The organism is Polyangium jinanense (assembly GCF_028435365.1).
Genome location: NZ_JAGTJJ010000003.1, coordinates 84,075 through 103,114, shown reverse-complemented (window position 1 = coordinate 103,114; position 19,040 = coordinate 84,075). Strand labels below are relative to the sequence as shown.

At 67.4% G+C, this 19,040-nt stretch carries 9 protein-coding genes; 1 reads left to right on the top strand and 8 read right to left on the bottom strand.

The genetic code is table 11. From position 1 onward, the window contains the following. Positions 1-63 precede the first annotated feature (63 nt). Positions 64-6,543, bottom strand: a complete 6,480-nt coding sequence (locus KEG57_RS09595) for an FG-GAP-like repeat-containing protein (RefSeq protein ID WP_272458394.1) — start codon at positions 6,541-6,543, stop codon at positions 64-66. Positions 6,544-7,158: 615 nt separating this feature from the next. On the opposite strand from KEG57_RS09595, the gene KEG57_RS09590 reads away from it, so the two are divergent. Next, positions 7,159-7,683 carry a hypothetical protein gene (locus KEG57_RS09590; RefSeq protein ID WP_272458393.1) on the top strand — a complete coding sequence of 175 codons (525 nt, stop codon included), beginning with the start codon at positions 7,159-7,161 and terminating at the stop codon, positions 7,681-7,683. A gap of 49 nt (positions 7,684-7,732) precedes the next feature. Here the strand turns inward: KEG57_RS09590 and proB are convergent, their stop codons facing one another. The 7 genes from proB to KEG57_RS09555 all read right to left on the bottom strand — a co-directional run bounded on the left by proB (position 7,733) and on the right by KEG57_RS09555 (position 19,036). Further along, entirely contained in the window at positions 7,733-8,854 is a 1,122-nt protein-coding gene (gene proB / locus KEG57_RS09585) for a glutamate 5-kinase (RefSeq protein ID WP_272458392.1), read from the bottom strand. Then, complete coding sequence (locus tag KEG57_RS09580) at positions 8,847-9,515, bottom strand: hypothetical protein (RefSeq protein ID WP_272419352.1); 669 nt, start codon at positions 9,513-9,515, stop codon at positions 8,847-8,849. The genes proB and KEG57_RS09580 overlap by 8 nt, the downstream gene beginning before the upstream one ends. 40 nt (positions 9,516-9,555) lie before the next feature. Then, positions 9,556-11,364: an FAD-dependent monooxygenase gene (locus KEG57_RS09575; RefSeq protein WP_272458391.1), complete on the bottom strand. Its 1,809-nt coding sequence runs from the start codon at positions 11,362-11,364 to the stop codon at positions 9,556-9,558. Continuing rightward, the gene (locus tag KEG57_RS09570) at positions 11,361-11,813 is read right to left on the bottom strand and encodes a hypothetical protein (RefSeq protein WP_272458390.1); all 453 of its coding nucleotides are present in this window, start codon (positions 11,811-11,813) and stop codon (positions 11,361-11,363) included. The genes KEG57_RS09575 and KEG57_RS09570 overlap by 4 nt, the downstream gene beginning before the upstream one ends. A gap of 96 nt (positions 11,814-11,909) precedes the next feature. Beyond that, on the bottom strand, positions 11,910-12,560 hold the full coding sequence (gene can, locus KEG57_RS09565) for a carbonate dehydratase (protein WP_272419348.1): 651 nt from the start codon (positions 12,558-12,560) through the stop codon (positions 11,910-11,912). Beyond that, on the bottom strand, positions 12,560-14,137 hold the full coding sequence (locus tag KEG57_RS09560) for a SulP family inorganic anion transporter (RefSeq protein WP_272419347.1): 1,578 nt from the start codon (positions 14,135-14,137) through the stop codon (positions 12,560-12,562). The genes can and KEG57_RS09560 overlap by 1 nt, the downstream gene beginning before the upstream one ends. 225 nt (positions 14,138-14,362) lie before the next feature. Beyond that, entirely contained in the window at positions 14,363-19,036 is a 4,674-nt protein-coding gene (locus tag KEG57_RS09555) for a metallophosphoesterase (protein WP_272458389.1), read from the bottom strand. Between the last annotated feature and the right edge of the window lie 4 nt (positions 19,037-19,040).

Here is a 19,040-nt window from a genome sequence, read left to right as displayed (position 1 = left end):
CGCTTCGGCGGTACGCAGCTCGCGCTGCCAGTCTGACTTCAGGGTGGAACTCGACCATGAGGTTCATTTGTAGAGAAAGTGCAGAATGGTGTTGTCAGCTTCGCGATAGATGATTTCGAGCGTCCTCGACTTGCCGTTGACGGTGATCTGCTGGAGGATCTTGATCGCCCCGGAAGCGCCCTGCGGGTCAGGCATCCGGGTGCCGTGTTGAATCGCCTCCGCCAACGTATGGCGCGGAACGTGACGTCCAGCCTCTGCCATGTGCTTGGCCGTCGTCCCGGTGAACTGCAACTTGTCCGCTAGCTCGCTAGTGGCCCTCTCCGCTTCTGTGAGTCCACCCTTTGCGGCCGGAGTCGATGGCGCTGCCCCCCCAGAGCCCGCTCCCGACCCCTCCGACCAAGCCTGCGTCAACCCGTCAATCCCCACCCCCACCGCCGCATACCCATTCACGATCAGCCCGGCCGACGCCACCGCGATCGGCACCCCGACGAGCGCGCCCCCGCCCGTGGTGCTCATCCCACCACCCACGAACGACCCGCCCACGCCGAGCACCATCTGCACGAGCCCGATGCCGATCTCCCCGACCGCCTTCCCGAATCGCGCGTCCGGCGTCCCCTTCGCCAATGCGCCCGAATCGATCGCGATCTGCGCCCCGATACTCCCGCCGGGCACCGCGCCGATCATCGCCCCCGCCACCACGCCGCCGCCATACTGCACCGCGGGCAATTCCTTGAAGCTCGCCTCCGGCTCCGCCGAGTCCGGCAACGACGCCGGCGGCGGGCCCGGCAGATGCGCGCGGAACGCCGCCACGATGCCGGTCATCGCCTCCGGGTCCTTCGGTATCCGCGGCGGGCCGATGATGAGGACGTCGAGGACACCCCCGGGCAATGAGGGCTGCGTCGCTGGGCCGAGTAGAATGGACTGATACCCGCTCGGATCCACGTACGCGAGCGGATTGTTGAACGTGTACGAATACGGATTCCACGCCTGCCCGGACAGCACATCCGAGACGATGGGATCCGTCTGCAAGAACCTCCCGATCCTCGGGTCGTAGATCCTCCCCTTCGCATTGACGAGCCCGACCTCCTCGTCTTGCTCGTGCCAGGTGAACCCACGCCGCATCCCCGTGCTCGCAGACGCCCCGGCACTCCCACCCCACGCGGGATCCCGCGGCGCCCCGAACGCGTCGAAGCTCCGACGATCCACCTCCGCGCCGGCCTCGTCCGTGATCACGTCGACCGAGCCGAGGTGGTCCACGTGCACGAACCGCCGCGCCTCGTTCTCGCCGCGCCGCTCGAAGATCGCGACCACCCGCTCGCCATTGCTCACGAAGTATCGCTCGACGACCCCCTCGGGGCCCGTCTCCTGCTCGAAGAGATCCCCGAAATAGATCGTCTCCCGCTCCCCACGCCGGCCGAGCACCCGCGCCCCATGGCCGTCGTATTCGAACGTGGTGGCGGGGCCGCCGGCCGTTGGCACGTACGACCGCGGCAGGTCGAAGTCCGTATACGTGATGGTCACGTCCGGCCGCGTGATCTGATTGCCCACGGCGTCGTTCGCGAACGCCGCGCTCCCCGCGAACTGCACCGCGTGCGGATGCGCGGGGTCGTACTCGTATTTCCCGACGTCCGATTTGAACGTGATATCGCCGACGGCGTCATACTCGATCACCGTATCGCACGGCCCACTCCATTCGAGGCACGAGAGCGGGGTTTCGCAGTCCTCCACCCGGCTGCACGTGAGCCGATCGAGCTCGTCGTGCTGGAACCGCTCGATCTTCTGCTGTCGCTTGTCCTCCCTCGAATCGACGTTCAGCCGCACGTTGCGCCGATACACGAGTCCCTGGAGCATGTTCGTGCCGTGGTGCGTGAAGATGCTTTCCACGGCGCCGCTCCGCGGTGAAACATCGCGCTCTGTGAGCGCCCCGTTCCCGAACGTCTCCATGACGGTGCGCCCCGCGCCGTCGACCATGTCGAGCTGCCAGATGAGATCCCGCGTGACCCCTTGGCGAACCGCCGTCAGCGTGCCTGTCGTGTCGTACTCGTGGAAGACGCTGAAACCACCCGCGCCCGGATACGCGATCTTCGAGAGTCGACCGTACGTGTCATAACTGCGCCACGCCGCGAACGCGCGTGTATCCGCGAGCCGGAGCGTCGTATACCACGGCCGCGAGAGCGAATCGTACTTGTATTCGACCCGGTGCCCGTCCGCGCCGATCACACGCGACGGGAAGCCGACGCCATGGTCCGCCATGTCGAACTCGTACGTCGAGACCCCGCCGCCCTGCTCGCGGCGCGTGAGCCGGCCGAGCACATCGTGCTCGAACTTGTAATGCCGCCCCAGCGCGTCGACGAGATCCGTGACCTGATCGAATCCATCAAAAACGGACGTCGTCTTGCCCCGGTCCGGATCCGTCTCCTCGATGGCCCGGCCATAATCGTCGTGTACCGTCTCCCGGGACGTCCCGTCGGGCAGCTCGACGCCGCGCACGAGCCCGAACGGCCCATAGGTATACGTCGTCTCGCCACTCTTCGCGTCAACGACGGTGAGCGGCCTCCCGAGCGCGTCGAGAAGGGTCCTCTTCGTCAGGACGCCCCCATCGGGGTTGCTCTCCTGTGTGAAGACCTGGTCCTGGTCGTACGTATGCTTCGAAATCGCGCCCCAGGGCGCCTTCGTGGAGATCACGCGCCCGGCGTTGTCGTACTCCCACGTCGTGCCGAGCCCGGCCGCCGGAGAGTCGCCCTCGATGTGCGGATTGCTCTCCCACACCATTCGCCCGTGGAAATCGTACGACCTCTCCGCAACGATCCACTTCCCGACCCCGAACTCCGAGATCCCGGACATGAGCACATCCGGCCCCTTCGATCGCTGCCGCACCGGGCGCCCGAGCGAATCGAGCACCGTCTCCCGCGCGCCGTGCCCCGGCGTCGCCTCGTGCACGTGCAGCGCCCATTCATTCGCGAGCGGCCCGCCATCCTTGGCGCGCGTCAAGCTCCGCGTGCTGACGACCCCATCCGGCCTGTGCTCCTCGACGACGCGGCCGAACCCGTCCACGCGCCATTTCGTGACGAGCGCGTTCGGATCGCGCATCGAGAGCTCCACGCCGAGACCCGTGTCGAACACGTGATACGACGTGTGCCCCGCAGCATTCCGCATCGCCCACGGGTACGTACCCGAGGGCTCGTACGTCACGCATGCCTCCCGGTGATGCCCGAAGGCATCGTCCGCGAGCACGCTCGTGACGTTCCCGAAGTCATCGCGCAGAAAGTGTACCACGCGCCGCGCGGCGGGGTCGTTCGACGCGCGCGTGCTCCGCCAAAGCGCGCCCCGGAGGTCGAACGCCTGCTCGATCTCCCGACACTGGGTCTCGCCAAGCGCCGAGCTGCACGTCTTCTCCTTCTCCACGAGGCCGAGCAGCCACAGCGCGGGATCATTCGTCACCGTGCGCGTCGTCTTGTTCAGGAGGTCGACGCCATCGGTAAACGATCGCATCTCGAGCACGTTCCCGAACGTGTCGACGTCATCGACGACGGTAAACGTGCGTTCGAGGAGGTCGCCGTCCTGCTCGCGGCGCTTCTCCGTCCTCCGCGTCGTGACGAAATAGGTGAGGCCGCCGTTCGTCGGGATGACCTCCGGCTCCACGAGGTACGTGCTCACTTCCTCCTTCGCGGCGGAGATCCGCGTCTCGGACTCGATCACCATTCCGGCGAACGGAAACGTTTTCCGCACGGAATCGAACGTCACGTTGTCGGAGCGCTCGTGAATCTCGGTGCCCGTGTCGAGGTCACGCAAGATACGCTCGCCAAACCCGAGGAACCCGCGACCGTGCCGGTGCGCGCGGCCATCGCGATACTCTACCTCAAACCTTCGTGCCTCGTTCTTGCCATTGTTCATCCGGTACGACGAGACGATGGGGGCGCCACCCACGACGCAGACACGCGGATAGGTGCAACCGTTCGCCGGATCCGAGCGCGGCGCATAGGTGGGCTCACCGTGATCGAGCAGATCACCATACGTGATCTCGACATCCGGCACGAACCCGGTATCGCCCGGGTCTTTGGGATTCCTTCCCGTCGTGAGGGTCGTGAGCAGGCGCCGCGGCGCCCGGTTCCGGTACGCGACCATCTGCGCGTCGTGGGACGGATACACGATGTCCGTGTCCTGGTCCCCGTCGAGATCGATCGTGCGGAGCAGATATTGCGGGGGCACGGTCTCGCCGTATGGATTCTCGAACCGGATCGATGTGGCCGTGATCGTCGCCTGTTCCCCGAGCTTGCCGCTCTCGTACACCACGTAACACGGATCATCTCCGCAGGATCCCGGCGCCGGCATGAACAGGTCGTCGCGGCCGTCACGATTGTAGTCGAAGACCCTCGCGTACGGCGAGTATCCGAACGCATAGGCGTCGGCGCCCGGGAAGGGATCGTAGACCCCACCGAAGAACTCGAATTCGTCGCGCCCGTGGTTGGCGTACACGAAGGGGACAATGTTCGTGCCGAGGTTGCCTACATGGAGGAGGTCGGGATAACCGTCGGCATTGACGTCGGGGAAGAGCACCCGGAGCCCATCCCACTCCGCGTTCATGCTCGCAGCGTGCACCTTCGTGAGCGGATAGGAGACCATGATCGCGACCGGGTCATCCCACACATTCACGCCGAGGGCATTGGCCATGGGAAGACCCGTCGACCGGCTCTCCCACTCGAGGGAAGGTACATCGAGCCGATGCACCCACCACGTCCCGTCCGTGTCGACCGTGACGAGCTCCGTCTGCCCGTCCGCGTCCCAGTCGACCGCCCCGAAGAACCGCTTCATCGTCCAGCAAGACACGCCGTCGAGCGCCGGAATGTGGCGCTCTTTTTCCTCGAATCCGCCCGGTCTCCACAGGTGCGCGCGCCAGTACGCGAGCGATGGCTCGCAGTCTTCGCCCGGGAGGCAATTGTCCTCCACGTAATTCACGCCCCCGTACCACGTCCGCTCGTCGTCGCATCCGACGAAATCGAGCATGCCGTCGGCATCGAGATCCGCGAGCGTCCAGCCTGAAGCGCTCTCGAGCGTGAACTCCGATGCAAGGAAATGCGCCTGGCGCATGATCTTCGTGGCGACGAGTTCGAAGTGGGGCGACGGCTCCGGCTTCGATACGAGGACGTGGTGGAAGTTCCAGCCTACGCCCGTCGGTTGATCGATGAGGAGGTCGATGCGACCATCGCCATTGTAGTCGAGAGGAGAGATGAGCCACTGCCCGAGGAAGCCCGTCGGATAGGAAAGGTCCGCCCACTCCACGGGCACACCGATGTTCCCGCCGCCGAGGCTCTCGTACACGAACCAGCGGTTCCTTCCCGTCTCGGGGTGGGTGGTGGACGTGACGATGTCCGGGAGACCGTCTCCCGTCACGTCGGCGAGGGTCCAGCTATATTGAGGGTCTTCGCTCCTCGTGGGGACGCGGGGCCAGAGCGGGCTCGCCTCGAAGCCGCCTTGGGCCCCGCCGTCGCTCCAGCCGAACCGCATGGCAGGCTTGCATTGCGTGAGGTCCCCCGCAGCGCATTCTTCGGCCTTCACGAGCAAGGAGCGATCGGTGATGGGATCCTGGTCGTAATCGAATTCGTAGGAGCGGACCTTCACCCCGTCGGCGAACATGTCGACGCCGGCGAGCCGCTTGTCCCGCGAGATGCGCTCCCCCTCGTAAAACATGGCGCCGCCGTCGTTGACGGTATAGCGGAATTGAACCTCGCGGCTGCCCTGCGTCTCGACGCCGTCCGCGTCGACGTGACCCGCGTACGTGATCCGGTCGGGTACGCGCTCGCGCGTGGCGCCGCTCTCCGCGTTCGCGTCCGTCGTGTAATGATACCGGATCGTATTGCCGAACCGATCCCGCTCCCGCTCGATGTTCCAGGCGCGCGTGATGCCGTGCCGCCAGACGACGCGCGCGGCATTGCTTTTGCCGTACTCGACGATGCGACCGTCGCGCCGGTAGGCGACGAAATAGATCGAATCGAAGCCATCTTTCCAGGGCGCGCCATACCCGTGGATCTTCGTCTGCGTATCGGGGAACGTGCGGTACTCGGCGAAGGCGCCGATCGTGTCCTTCCCTTGGCCCACCTGGACCAGGCGCAGTCCATCCAGGCAAACGTGGTCCGCGAGGTCGAGCCGGACCCCGCGGATCGCGCCGTCCTGCGCGAGGTTCGCGCTGCAGCGGTGGATCATCGAGAGCCCTTGGAAGGAAAACCCCTTGCCAAGGAGGCCGATGTCGACGCTGCTGTCGTACGTGATCGAGAGGGCGGGCTCGCTCCGCCCCGGGGGCACGATGAGCGGAATGGTATGGGTCGCCGAACCCGTGGCCGACACGGCAAACGATCCGTCGAGGGACAGGGCGCCTTGCGCAGGCGCCTTGGCGAGCGGGTTCATGGCCGGATATGCGTGGTGCCCGGCGTAGGTCGGACAAGCGAGGGCCGGTTCGGGGAGCTCCGACGGCATGGGCTCGTCGCTCGCGCGCGCGAAGGGAAACAGGACGAGCAGCAAGGAAAGGACCAGGACAGCCCAGCGCATGACGACAACCTCCACGCACGAGCCCCCCTCGTGCGTTGTCGGCCGGGCTCTTACCGAGACCGAACGAGCTGTCAACGGGATATTCGTGCTACGGCACACATGGTCCGAGGGCGGCGTCGGAGGGGCCGCACGCGGCATCGGCGAAGGCGCGAGCAGCATCGCGCCACCCTGCGCGCGGCATCGCAGACCCCGCACGCGGCTTCAGGGAAGCCGCACGCGACATCGCGGACCCCGCACGCGGCATCATGGAAGCCGCAGACGGCATCGCGGACCCCGCGCGCGGCATCCCGGACCTCGCGCGCGGCATCCTGCAAAGCCGCGGCCGGCGTCCCTCGACCCTGCGCGCGGCTTCGTGGTCCCTGCGTGCAGCCTCGGAAAGGCCGCGCGCGGCATCGACGACCCCGCGCGCGGCTTCATGGGAGTCGCGGGCAGCCTCGGGGAAGCCGCGGACGGCATCGATCGACCCCGCGCGCGGCATCGATCAACCCCGCCCGCGGCATCTCCCTCCACGAGAGCAGGATTCCGCCCCTTGCGAACAAATCCGCCGTACGCATCCTCCCCACCCTCCTCGCGCCGTTGCGCGTGGAGTCGCAATCCCCATTCATTCCCCCCGCTTTGGGGAGGAGATCCCATCATGCCGAATCCCTTGGAGCCGTCGCGCTCGACACGCTCGTCCACGATTGCACCGCGTTCGCGCACTTCCTCGTCGACCTGCCGCCGCGCGCCCGGGTGGGTATGTGCTCGGAACAAGAAGGTTTCGCCGAGGTCGTCACCGAGATTCTCACGAACCAGGCCCTCCTCGGCGACAAGGCCGGCATCACGAAATCCGATATCGAGGCCTTCCAGGAGTCGAATGAGCGCGTCGCGATGCTCGACGCGCGCTTGCCCGCTATAAAGAAGCTCGTCGAAATGATGGAAGAGACGCGGGCACTCGAGGACGACAAGAGGCAGCGGCAGGTGAACGCATTCGCCGATTCGATCGAGCGCCGCGCGAAGACGACGGGCGACAAGACCCTGCTCGCGAAATACGAGAAGACGCGGACCTATCGGTCGGCGGTCGCGAAGAAGGGCGTCAAGACGCGGACGAAGAGCGCCAAGGCAGCAGAGGTCGACGGAGCCGAGGCGCCCGCCAAGGGCTGAGCCTCCGCGGTCGATTCCCCGCCCCCTCCCCTCTCCCTCCAGCCTGAGCTCACTCCATCGGAAGCACGACGAGGTCGTCCCGATGGATGACCACGATCTCCTCCCCTTCCTCCTCACGCTTCTGCCCCGCCACGCGCGCCGCGTCGGACGGCGACAGGCGGCAGAGGCCACGCGCGATCTCCCGGCCGTCAGGGTCGACGACGGAGACGGCGTCCCCCGGCTGGAACACGCCGCGGACGCCGAGCACGCCCACCGCGAGGATGCTGCGGTTCTTCGCGCAGATGGCCTCGGCCGCGCCACGGTCGACGAGGATGACGCCGCGCGGGCGGAGGGTGTAGGCGATCCAGTGCTTGCGGGCGCTGAGGCGCTGGGGGACGGCCGGGAAGAAGGTGCCGACGTCCTCGCCGGACACGACGCGGCCGAGGATCCCAGGCTCGCGGGCGTGCGCGATGACGACGTGGGCCCCGGCGAGCGTCGCCCGGCGCGCCGCCTCGACCTTGCTCGTCATGCCGCCCGTGCCGACGCCCGAGGTCGAGCCGCCCGCGAGCGGGCGCGCCTCGGCGACGATGCTGCGGACGAGCGGGACACGGCGGCCCTCGGCGTCGAGCAGGCCCTCGACGTCGGAGAGCAGGAGCAAAAGGTCGGCGTCGACGAGGGGCGCGACCATGCTGGCGAGCTGGTCGTTGTCGCCGAACTTGATCTCCTCGACCGCGACGGCGTCGTTCTCGTTGATGATCGGGACGCACCCGGCTTCGAGCAGGGCGCCGAGGGCGCCGCGGGCGTTGTTCGTCCGGGCGCGGTCGGCGAGGTCGGCATGCGTGAGCAGGACCTGGGCGACGGGGATGCCGACCTTGTCGAAGGCCTCCTCGTACCGCTGCATGAGGATGCTCTGGCCGGCGGCGGCCGCGGCTTGCAGCCAGGCGATGTCCTTGGGGCGGCTCTTCAGGCCGAGCTTCTGGATGCCGTGGGCAATCGCGCCGCTCGAGACGATGACGACGCTGCGCCCGCCGCCGCGTCCGGCGCGGTGGCCGCGGAAGGCGGCGACGTCTTGGGCGAGGCGGTCCCAGGCGTCGCCGGTGAGGCTCTTCGAGCCGATCTTGAGGATGGCGCGCCGGGTTTTTCCGAGGACGGCGCGAGGGTGGGAAAGATCGACCGCGTCTCGCTCAACCATTCTGGCTCACGACCTCGTCGAAGGCGGCTTCGAGGCGGCGCTCGACATAACTCGGCAGCGAGGCGCCCGTGAGGATGGCCGTGTCGATCCAGCGGGTGAACTCGTCGCGGAGATCCTCGATGGAGTCCGGCAAGGTGATCGGCGTCGGGCGGAGCATCGGGGAGAAGGCGTGCAGGAAGGCGCGGTCGATGGTCTCGCGGATCTTGCGGGCCTCTTCGGCATGGATGCGGACGGCGCCGGAGCGGCGGACCTGCGCGACATAGCGGTCGAAGAGGTGGCCAAAGGCGAAGACTTCGAGGGCGCGGGCGAGGTTCGTGAGGGCGCCGAGGGGGCCGAGGCCACGCTTCAGGATGGCGAGGCCGATGGCCTCGGCGGCCTTGCGGCCGAGGGCGCGGGCGGCGTTCTGCTCGCTGTCGACGTTGGCGAGGATCAGGCGGGCGTCCGTGGTGAGGCTGATCCCGTGGCGGGTGGCCGTGTCGTGGGCGAGGGCGCCGCGCAGGCGCGTGACGATGCGGTCCGGGAGGATCGGCAGCGGGATGGCGAGCGCACCCATGGCCGCCGCGGAGAGCACGGCGAGGCGGCCGGAGGGCGCGGGCGCCGCCGTGGGAACCGCGACGGTGCTCTGGCTCTGGGGGCGCACGGCAGGGGCGGGGGTCGTCATGAAGCCGACCGTACCCGAGCGGCCGGCAAAGGGGCAAGCCCTAGGCTCCGTACACCTGCCGCACGATTGACGCGATCAGCACGACGGACAACGTCACGCCGCGCGGCTGTCGCCACGCGACGTGTCCGTCCGGCCGGATCAGGAGCGCGCCGTCGGGCTCGATCTGCAAGGCCGTGTGCACCGCGGCGACGTGACAAGCGGGGATCTCCGCCGCCCCCAGCTTGAAGAGGCGGACGCCGTGGAGCGATTCGACCTGGTCGAGCGCCTCGACGTCCGAAGGCCGCGCCGTGGCCGCCGCGCCGACGAGCAGGGTGGAAGCGTGGTAATCGATGAGGGATCGGCTGCTCTGCCGGCGGTCGTTACCGTCGAGCCAGAAATGGGGGAATCGGGCGCCCGGCCGCGTCGAGGGGACGTACGAGGACACGTGGTCGTCGGATGCGGCCGGCGGCGAGCCGTCGCGCAGAATCGCGCCCTCTTCGTAGGTGTAGCCGAGGTCGAGGCCGATCCGATCGAAATGGGATTTTTGCTGCGCGATGGCCGAGAGGACACGCTCGCGCACCGATGGATCCCGATGGTACCGCGAGAGGACGCTCTCGGCGTAGCGCTGCGCCTGTCGTTCGGCGAAGGCGCGGAGCTTTTTGGGCAATGCGCGCATCGTGGAGCTCGAAAGCGTCTCGGTCAGCCATCGAGCGTCCTTCACGTTGATGCCGAAGGCCTCCGCGACCTCGCCCATTCTCTCGTAATTGAGCCGGCTCTCGTCGCAGTTCGTCTGGCTCACCGGGCGGCGCTCGGCTTCGTAGCTGTCGAGGAGAGCGGGCGGAGCGCGTCGATCGAGCACCATGGCGAGCTTCCAGGCGAGGTTGTGCGCGTCGCCGATCCCGGAGTTCATGCCGAGCCCGCCCGTGGGCGGGAATCGATGGGCCGCGTCGCCGACGAGAAAAACGCGCCCGCTCCGAAAGCGATCCGCCACCTGCGCCGTCATGCGCCAGTGACTCGTCGACGTGATCCGGATCTCCACGTCGTCGCGCCCGAGCGCCGCCTTGATTTTTTTCTGCATCACCTCGGGCGTGTATTCCTCGATTTTCTCGTACGGTGTCGCCACGGGGTGATGAAAGACCCATCGCTTCTCGACATGGTGAGCGATGAACACGCTGCCCGGCGCCTTGGGCGAGAAGATGAAGTAGAGCTTGCCGCGGGTGCGGACGACGTGGCGCAGATCGGCCTGGAAGTAAGCATTGACGACGTCGAGCAGCTTGTCCGGGCCTCTCATTTCGATGCCGAGGGCCTTGCGGCCCCGGCTCCCCGCGCCGTCGGCGCAGAGGACGTACTGGCTGCGGATGGTGAACGTCTCGCCGGTCGCCCGGTTCTCGATCCGGCTCGTGACGCCTTCCTCGTCCTGTTCGAAGGAATTCCACTGGTGGTTGTAAAGCGACTGAATGCGCGGCGAGGCTGCGACGTGCTTGTGCAGGATCTTCTCCAGCTCGACCTGGGAGAGATTGAGGTAAGGCATGGGCGCTTCGAGGTGCTCGCGGTATTTGCGCCCGATGCTGCCGGCACGTAGATCGATGCAGCCGAACTCCTCGCCGATCGTGTCGCAGAAGAGGACTTTGGCCGCGTCCTCCGCCGGCGATGCCTCCGCGGAGAGCTCGTCGTATCCGAGCCCGAGCTCGTGGAGGATCTCGATCGAGCGCGCGGAAAGCTCGTGGGCCTTGGGATGCGTGTCGAGCCCCTGCCGGCGCTCGATGAGGATGCAATCGATGCCGCGCTTCGCGAGGCACAAGGCGCTCACCATGCCCGACGGTCCAGCGCCGATGATAAGGACAGGGGTGCTGACGGTTCGAGCACTCATGTCGCAGCCCCTTTCTTGTGGCAAAGGGAGACGCCGGCGAGGAGCAGCGCCGCGGAGATCATCAAATGCAGCATGGCCGGCGGGAGGAAGCCGAACAGGACCCGGCCATCGGCGTCGAATTCAGCGCCCGCCGCGTTTTTGAAGAGGGCGGCCAGGAAGAATCCGCCGATGTGGAGGGAGCCGAGGAGGGCGCCTGTCCGGATGCGCGCAAGGGAACGCGGCGTCGCGGTCCAGAAGAGGTACATGGAGGTGAGCGCGCCCAGGGCTCCCCCGCTGACGAGCCATAACAGGTGAAACCGCGCATGCCCCGGCCAACCGGGATTGCGGAGGTGGTGCGGATCGAGGACGTCGATCAGCGCCGTGAGGAGGCCGTACGTGAAGGCCGAGAAGATACAAAGCGTCTTGCCCGCGACCCAGGTCGCGGAGGACGGCGGGTGCTCGGTGCTCATACGAGCGAGGAGAGCACGCGCGAGGAGGGGCACGATGGCCGCAGGCGGCCATGGGGTGGCTGGAAATGGCCATGCCCCGCCCCTCGGGGGAGGACGTCAACGCTTGGGTGGCGCGTCGTCGAAATCGAAACGATAAATGTCTTCGAGCGGCGTGCCCGGGTCCATGCGGGCATGCTCCTTGAGGAAGCCGGTACGGAGATCGTAGACCCAGCCGTGCAGCGTGGGGCGGTTGTGGAGCGCCCAGGCGTGCTGGACGATGCTGGTCTCGGCGAGGTTCTGCACCTGCTCGGCGACGTTGAACTCGACCAGGCGGTCGAGGCGCTTTCCGGTGTCGGCGAGGGTCTCGAGGTCGCGGCGATGCGCGCGATAGACGTCCTTGATGTGGCGCAGCCACTTGTCGATGAGGCCGAAGGAGCGGTTCGTCATCGCGTTGCGGACGCCGCCGCAACCGTAATGGCCGCAGACGATGATGTGCTTCACCTCGAGCACCTCGACCGCGTACTGGAGCACCGAGAGCATGTTGAGGTCGGTGTGGACGACGAGGTTCGCGATGTTCCTGTGCACGAAGAGCTCGCCAGGCTCGGTGCTGGTGACGGACTCGGCCGGGACGCGGCTGTCCGAGCAGCCGATCCACAGGAAGGCGGGCGTCTGGGTCGTCGCCGTGCGCTCGAAGTAGTCGGGGCGAATGGCGAGCTTCTCGGCGACCCAGGCCTTGTTGCTGAGCAGGAGCTTTTTGTACGCGTCCATCACGACTCCCTTCCCGACGCGAGCTCCCCGTCGGGGCGCTTCCCACGCAGGTTCTTGAATTCGACCTTGATGTCCTTGAACTTCGCGTTCTCGACGAAATCGTCAAGCACCTCGAACGCGTCTCGATCGACGTGGAGGGCACGCGTGCCGTCGATGATGAGCGTCGTGCCCTCGGGGATCGCCGCGAGCTTCTCCTTGAGCTCGGCCTTGTGCACGAAGCTGATGTCCTTGTTGAAGCGCAAAAGCGCGTAGTTGTCCTGCGAGACCACGATCATCGCCGCGTGCGAGTTCGTGCGGATGACGAAGAAGACGCCGATCGCAAGGCCGATGAGGACGCCTTTGAGCAGGTCCGTGAAGACGATCGCCAGGATCGTCACGGTGAACGGCACGAACGCGCCGAGGCCCTCGCGCCACATCTGCTGGAAGAGCGAGCGCGGCGCGAGCTTCGAGCCGATGACGATGAGGATCGCAGCGAGCGCGGCGAGCGGGACGTGATTGAGCACGCGGCCGAGGAAGAGGACCGCCGCGAGCAAGAGGCAGGCGTGGAGGATCGTCGACCAGCGGGTGCGGCCTCCGGCATAGACGTTCGCGCTCGTGCGCACGACGACGGACGTGACGGGCAAGCCGCCGAGCAGGCCCGAGGTGATGTTGCCGAGGCCCTGCGCGACGAGCTCGCGGTTCGGCAGGGCGATCCGCTTGTACGGGTCGAGCCTTTGCCCGGCTTCGAGAGCGAGGAGCGATTCGAGGCTCGCGACCGCGGCGAGGGTCACGCCCGTGATGTAGATGCGTTGATCCTTGAAGGCGGCCCAGAGCGGGCGCGACAGCTCGCCGACGATGTCCACGGGCGAGCCGAGGATCGGGAGCGAGACCAGATGCCCGTCCTCGCCCTTCAGGTGATACCCGTTCGTGCCGAGGCGAAACGCCTCGTTGATCAGGGTGCCCACGACGACGACGACGAGCGGCGCGGGGATCAACTTGAAGATTTTTCCCCGCGGGACGACGAGTTTGTCCCAGGTGAGCAGGATGAAGAGCGAGACGAGCGAGATGACCACGGCGCCGCCGCTCGCGCTGAGCAGCGACTTCACGATGGCGGAGAGGGTGTTCTCTTTGCCGTCGGGCTCGATGAAGCTCATGTCCATCTCGAAGTCGAGGTCCCGGCCGAGCGCGTGCGGGATCTGCTTCAAGACGATGACGATGCCGATGGCCGCGAGCATGCCCTTGATGACGGCCGTGGGGACGTAGTCGGCGATCGCGCCGAGGCGGAGGGCGCCGAAGGCGATCTGCAGGACGCCGGCGACGATGACGGCGGCGAGGAAGGACGGGTAGCCGAGGGTGTGGATCGCGGTCGCGACGATGACCGTGAGGCCCGCGGCCGGGCCGCTCACGCTGACGTCCGAGCCCGAGAAAAAGCCGACGACGATGCCGCCGACGACACCCGCGACGAGGCCGGCGAGAAGCGGCGCGCCGGACGCGAGCGCGATGCCGAGGCAAAGCGGAAGCGCGACCAGAAAGACGACCAGCCCGGCGGCCGCGTCGTAGCGCAGGTGGTCCTTCCCGATGTTCTCCTTGAGCGTCATCCCGATCGTCGCTTACGATCGTTGGCCTCAGCAAGCCAGAGGAAGATCACCTTTGTGTGCAAAGGTTCCGCGTCCCGGACAACAGGGCGTTGTGGACCTCCTTCACGGCCGGATGCGGCGGCGGCGCAGCGACCTCGGCCCCGAACACGACGGCGGAAGCCAAGACGGAAGGCGCGCAGCCGAGCCCGGCGAAGGCCAACGAAACGAAGGCTGCGTGGGTGATGATCAACGGACGAAGCGCGGTCCCGCGGGGGGGAGCGACAAACGGGCGAGGGGGTGCTCCGCATAGGAGCGGCCCTCGTCCGTGCTGTCGATATCCTGCCGGAAGTCGTAGTTCTTGAAGGAAAAACGGCGCGGGTGGACGCGGAGGACGGCGCCGCCGCTCGGGGCGTGGTGGATGGACGTGACGCTGTAAGCGTGGCCGTGGGGAATGTCGCGCTCGCGTCCGCCATAAACCGCGCCCGCAATGATGCGGAGCGCGTCGGCCCCGCCGCCCGTGACGATGCGTTCGCTCTTCGCGTCGTGGACATGGCCGGCGAGATAGGCGTGGGCGCGGCTGCCGAGGAATCGAGCGAGGTCGCGTTGCTCGGCGAGCCAATCGTCTTCGAGCGGGTGATGGCCGAGGACGAGGACGAGCTCGCGTTCGCGGGCGGCGTCATTGAGGAGGGCGCGCTGGCGCTGGCCGAGGCGTAACTTGCGGGCGTCGTCGTCGCCGGCGGCGAGGAGCGAGGTGTTCGCGCCAATGAGGCGGAGGGACAAACCTTCGCGGGTGGTCTCGGTGCTCGACCAGAAGAGGTCGCGGCAGGCGGGCGCGAAGGCGGCGGCGAATTCGAGGTAGGCGGCCTGGCGGCGGCGGAGGAGGTCGAGGTCGTCGGGGTTTTCGAGGGCGTCGTCGAGGTCGTCGTCGCCGCCGCGGAGGCCACGGAGGAGGCGTTTTACGTTGCGATCGGCGTCGATGCTGCGGTCGACGTCGTGGTTGCCGGGGACGACGAAGATGCGGTCCTTGGCGAGGCCGAGGCGCTGGGCGACATCGAGCAGCCATTTCGAGGCCTCGGCGTATTGATCGGGCTTGCCGCTCCAGGCGATGTCGCCGGTGACGAGAATGGCGTCGGGGCGCGGGACCTTTTGTCGATCGAGGGTCGAGAGATCGTCGCGGAGAATCGAGAGGATCTGCGATTGGTTGTGGCGGTCGCCGGCGCCCGGGAGGCCAAAATGCAGGTCGGAGAGGTGGAGCCACGTGAAAAGCGGCGCGGCTTCGGGCGCGGGGGCGGAGACGGAAGCGGCCGCGGGCGCAGAAGCGGGAGCGGAAGCGGCGGCGGAAGCGGGAGCGGACGCGGCCGCGGGCGTGGCTCCGAGGACGCGGAGGGCGGCGACCTTTTCGGGGCCGGCTTCGTCGAGCAACGATTTCCACGTGGGACAGGTGGCCACGAGGTCGAAGCCCGTCATGAGGGACGCGTAATCGGCGTGGGCGAGGGCGAGCGCGCCGAGCGGGCCGTCGAGGCGGCCGTGGTGCCGGCGAATGAGCTTGGCGTGCTCGTCCCAGGCGAATGCGACCCAGAAGGCATCGACGGGATTCTGATCGAGCCACGTCTCCCAGGCCTCGTCCGAGGATTTTTCGTCGGAGGGGTGGACGTGGAGGTGCCGGCTCAAAGCAAAGAGCCATTCGTTCGCCGCAAGGGTGCCCACGTCGGCGAGCAGCACGGGCAGGGCGAGCGGGTTTTTCAAGTCGAACGTCAAATTCGGCGGGCGGGCCTCGGCGTGAATGCCGAGCCTCGGGCGGTGGATGTAGATGAGCCACCAGAAATCGTCCTGTTCGATCACGCGGGCGACGTGCGCCTCCTCGCCGAGCGCTTGATCCCAGCGGGCCTCCCAGTCGAGCGCGTCGGCCGAGGCGTCGGGGTTTCCGAGGAGCTTGACATAACGACGGCGATCCTGCGCGGGGACGAGGTCGCGCACGAAATCGCGGCCGAGCGCCGTGCCGAAGGAGCGCAGGAACGAGCGGCCGAGCGTGCGGAAGAAATCACGCACGAAGTTCTGCGCGAACGCGCGGCCGAAGGAGCGGAGAATGTCGCTGCGGAGGTCGCGGCCGAGGGACTGGACGAATTCGCGGACGAACGTGGGCTTGGGGTTGCCGGTGAAGGAGCGCGGAAAACTCCAGGCGAACGTGCGCACGACGGTGCGGACGAAGGCTGTGGCGATGCGGTGGACGGCGTCCTCGGGAATGGGCTCGCCCTGGGGGAAGGCGGCGAGGGCGTCCTGATTGAATCGGACCATTCGCTCGATGATGGGGACCTCGACGAGGTCGGCGTCGCCCATGCGGTCGCGGGCGAGCTTCGGGTGGCGGAGGGTCGTGGTGATCGGCGCGGGTTGCGGGAGCGCGGAGAGGGCTTGCGGGATCTTGCGGAAGGCGAGCGGCGACGTGAGGGTATGGGTCCAGTCGGAGAGGCGCCAGCCGTAGGGGGATTGCAGGAGGAAATGGACGCGCTCGGGGTAATGCTCGGTGTAGGCGAGGCGTGAGCTGATCTCGGAGCGAATGCGCTCGCGGAGCCAGCGCGCGGCGCCGAGGAACGGGGCCTCGAAGGGGACCGGGGCCTCGGAGAGGCCGGTGAGCCAGCCGAGCGTGGTGCGATAAACGGCCGTGCCGCCGAGCGCGGCGAGCGCCGTGGCCCAGTGATCCACGGTGGAACGTTCGTCGAGAATGGTGCCGAGCGCGGGTTCGTCGCGGAACACGACGAGGTCGGGCAAGAGCTCGGCGAGGTCGGGGCGGGCGCGAATGCGATCGGCCGCGCCGGGGAGGTCGCCGAGGAGCTTGCCTTCGAGGTGGAGAGCGGCGAGGGCTTCCGCGGTGGAGCCTTTTTCCTGGAGATCGGCGCAGGCGGCGCGGAGCTCGCTCCGGAGGTCGGAATCGCCGAATTCGCAAATGTCGTCGAGGACGAGGAAGATATCGCCCGAGAAAGCGGGTTTTTGCGCCCAGCGGGAGAGGATCACCGAAAGGATGACGCGCCGGTCGCGCTCGCGGGAGACGAGGCCGTCACGAATGGCGCGGCCGAGGGTGAGCCAGCCCGGATGCTCGGGCGTTTTGGTCAACTCGTCGACGATTTCGCCGAGCAGATCACGGACGAGCTTGCGGCGGCGTTCGCCGCGTTTCCTCGCGAGGACGTACCAACGGAGGAGGAGCACCTCTTCCCAGGCGCCGTCGCCGAGGTGTTCCCGGACGAACCGGCCCTCGTCCTCGTGGTCGACGTCGAAGCTGCCGGCATACGCGGCGAGGTATTCCTGGAGCGTGAGGTGCAAAAAGGAGAGCTTGCCGCCGCCGCGGTCGACGAGCAGGCCGACGCGATCGCAAGCGAAATCGATGAAATCGCGCATTTCGGCGTGGGCGACGTCGTAGGAGAGGTCGCGCTCTTCGTCCTCGGCGCGCTCGCGGTGAAGCTGGGTGAGGAAATCGAGGGCGTCGTCCCGGGAGAAAAGGCCGCGGACGCTGTGGGCGTCGCTGATCGCGCGGAACTGGACGTGGAGGGCGAGTTTTTCCAGGTACGCGCGCGGCAGCTCCGTGGGGAGGGCGCGGCGCTCGAAGGCGTGTTTTTCCGGGCGCTCCTTGGCGTCGAGCCAGGTGCGGAGGAGCATGTCGACGCATTTTTCGTAGAGCTCGCCGCGCTCCTGGGGCAAATGGCCGAGGAAGCGGTGAACGAACGCCATCAGCGTGAGGAGGAGCGGGTTCGTGGCGAGAGCGCGGACCTGCGAGGTGCGGAAGACGGCGCGGCGGAGGGAGTTTTGTTGTTCTTCGCGACGGCGATCGTTGTCCGGGATCTGGATGCGATACCAGCGTTTGATGAAATGGTCGATGTCCTCGTCGGCGAGCGGGCCGATGCGGAGGTGCTCGAATTCGTTGCGAGGCAGCGCGATGTCGGCCGTGTAGCCGTGAATGCGGGAGGTGACCCAGACGGGGCAACGGGGGTATGCCGCGCGGAATTCGCGGACGGCCTTGGCGACACGGCTCCGGGTGGTGGAGGAGCCGACTTCGTCGAGGCCGTCGAGCAGGACGATGGCTTCGCCCATGCGCAGGGTGGCCTCGAAAAACGCGGCGTGGGCATTCGAGAGGGAATGGTCCGAACGGGCCCGCACGGCGAGAAAATCGATCAGGGCGAGCTCGGTCTTGTGGGATTCGAGGGCGTATTCGCGGAGAGAGACGAAAAAAGGAACACGTCGGGGCGAGGCGCGATAACCTTCGAGGGTGACGCTGGGATCCGAATGCAGGAGCGAGAGGAACGCAAGGAGCGTGGTCTTGCCCATGCCCGGATCGCCGAGGATGAGGGCCGAACGGCCGCGATCGAGGAGCTGCGCGAGTGTGGGCTTTTTCTGGTCGCGATCGTCGGTGATGAATCGCGTGGGCACGAAGAGATCGGCGAGGCGAATGTCGCCGCGGGCGTCTTTTTGGCGAAGGGCGTCCGGGGGAAAACCGAGCAGGCTGACGTGCTCGAAGCCGCGGGCGATTTTCTCGCGGTAAAGGCGGGCGAAGGCGTGAAAGTCGAATCCGTCGAAGCCGGGGAGGAGGGCGCGGGCCTCGGGGGATTCGGGGTAATACCGGGCGAAGAGGGCAGGGACGAGGCGGAGGAGCTTGACGAGCTCGGGCGTCGACCAGTGGCGAATGGCCTCGACCTCGTAGAGCGAGACGGAATAAACGTCGGAATGGGTGGGGTGCGCCTTGACGATGTAATGCGCTTGGGGGTCGAAGCCCTCTCGCTGCGCCCAGGCCTGGACGAGCTCGTCGGAGAGGACCTCGAGCTCCCGCGCGCCCTCGTTCCCCGGCAAGAGCCGCTCCACGAGCGGCGAAAGCTCCTCGGACGCCGCCACCCCCGGCAGCGTCCCCGCAAAAAGCGCGATGTCGTCCCGATCCATGGAT

Coding starts and splice junctions, on each gene's coding strand:
- proB (WP_272458392.1), bottom strand. CDS start 8,854: ATGGTTGAGCGAGACGCGGTCGATCTTTCCCACCCTCGCGCCGTCCTC.
- KEG57_RS09570 (WP_272458390.1), bottom strand. CDS start 11,813: ATGAGCACCGAGCACCCGCCGTCCTCCGCGACCTGGGTCGCGGGCAAG.
- KEG57_RS09560 (WP_272419347.1), bottom strand. CDS start 14,137: ATGACGCTCAAGGAGAACATCGGGAAGGACCACCTGCGCTACGACGCG.
- KEG57_RS09595 (WP_272458394.1), bottom strand. CDS start 6,543: ATGCGCTGGGCTGTCCTGGTCCTTTCCTTGCTGCTCGTCCTGTTTCCC.
- KEG57_RS09575 (WP_272458391.1), bottom strand. CDS start 11,364: ATGAGTGCTCGAACCGTCAGCACCCCTGTCCTTATCATCGGCGCTGGA.
- KEG57_RS09555 (WP_272458389.1), bottom strand. CDS start 19,036: ATGGATCGGGACGACATCGCGCTTTTTGCGGGGACGCTGCCGGGGGTG.
- can (WP_272419348.1), bottom strand. CDS start 12,560: ATGGACGCGTACAAAAAGCTCCTGCTCAGCAACAAGGCCTGGGTCGCC.
- KEG57_RS09580 (WP_272419352.1), bottom strand. CDS start 9,515: ATGACGACCCCCGCCCCTGCCGTGCGCCCCCAGAGCCAGAGCACCGTC.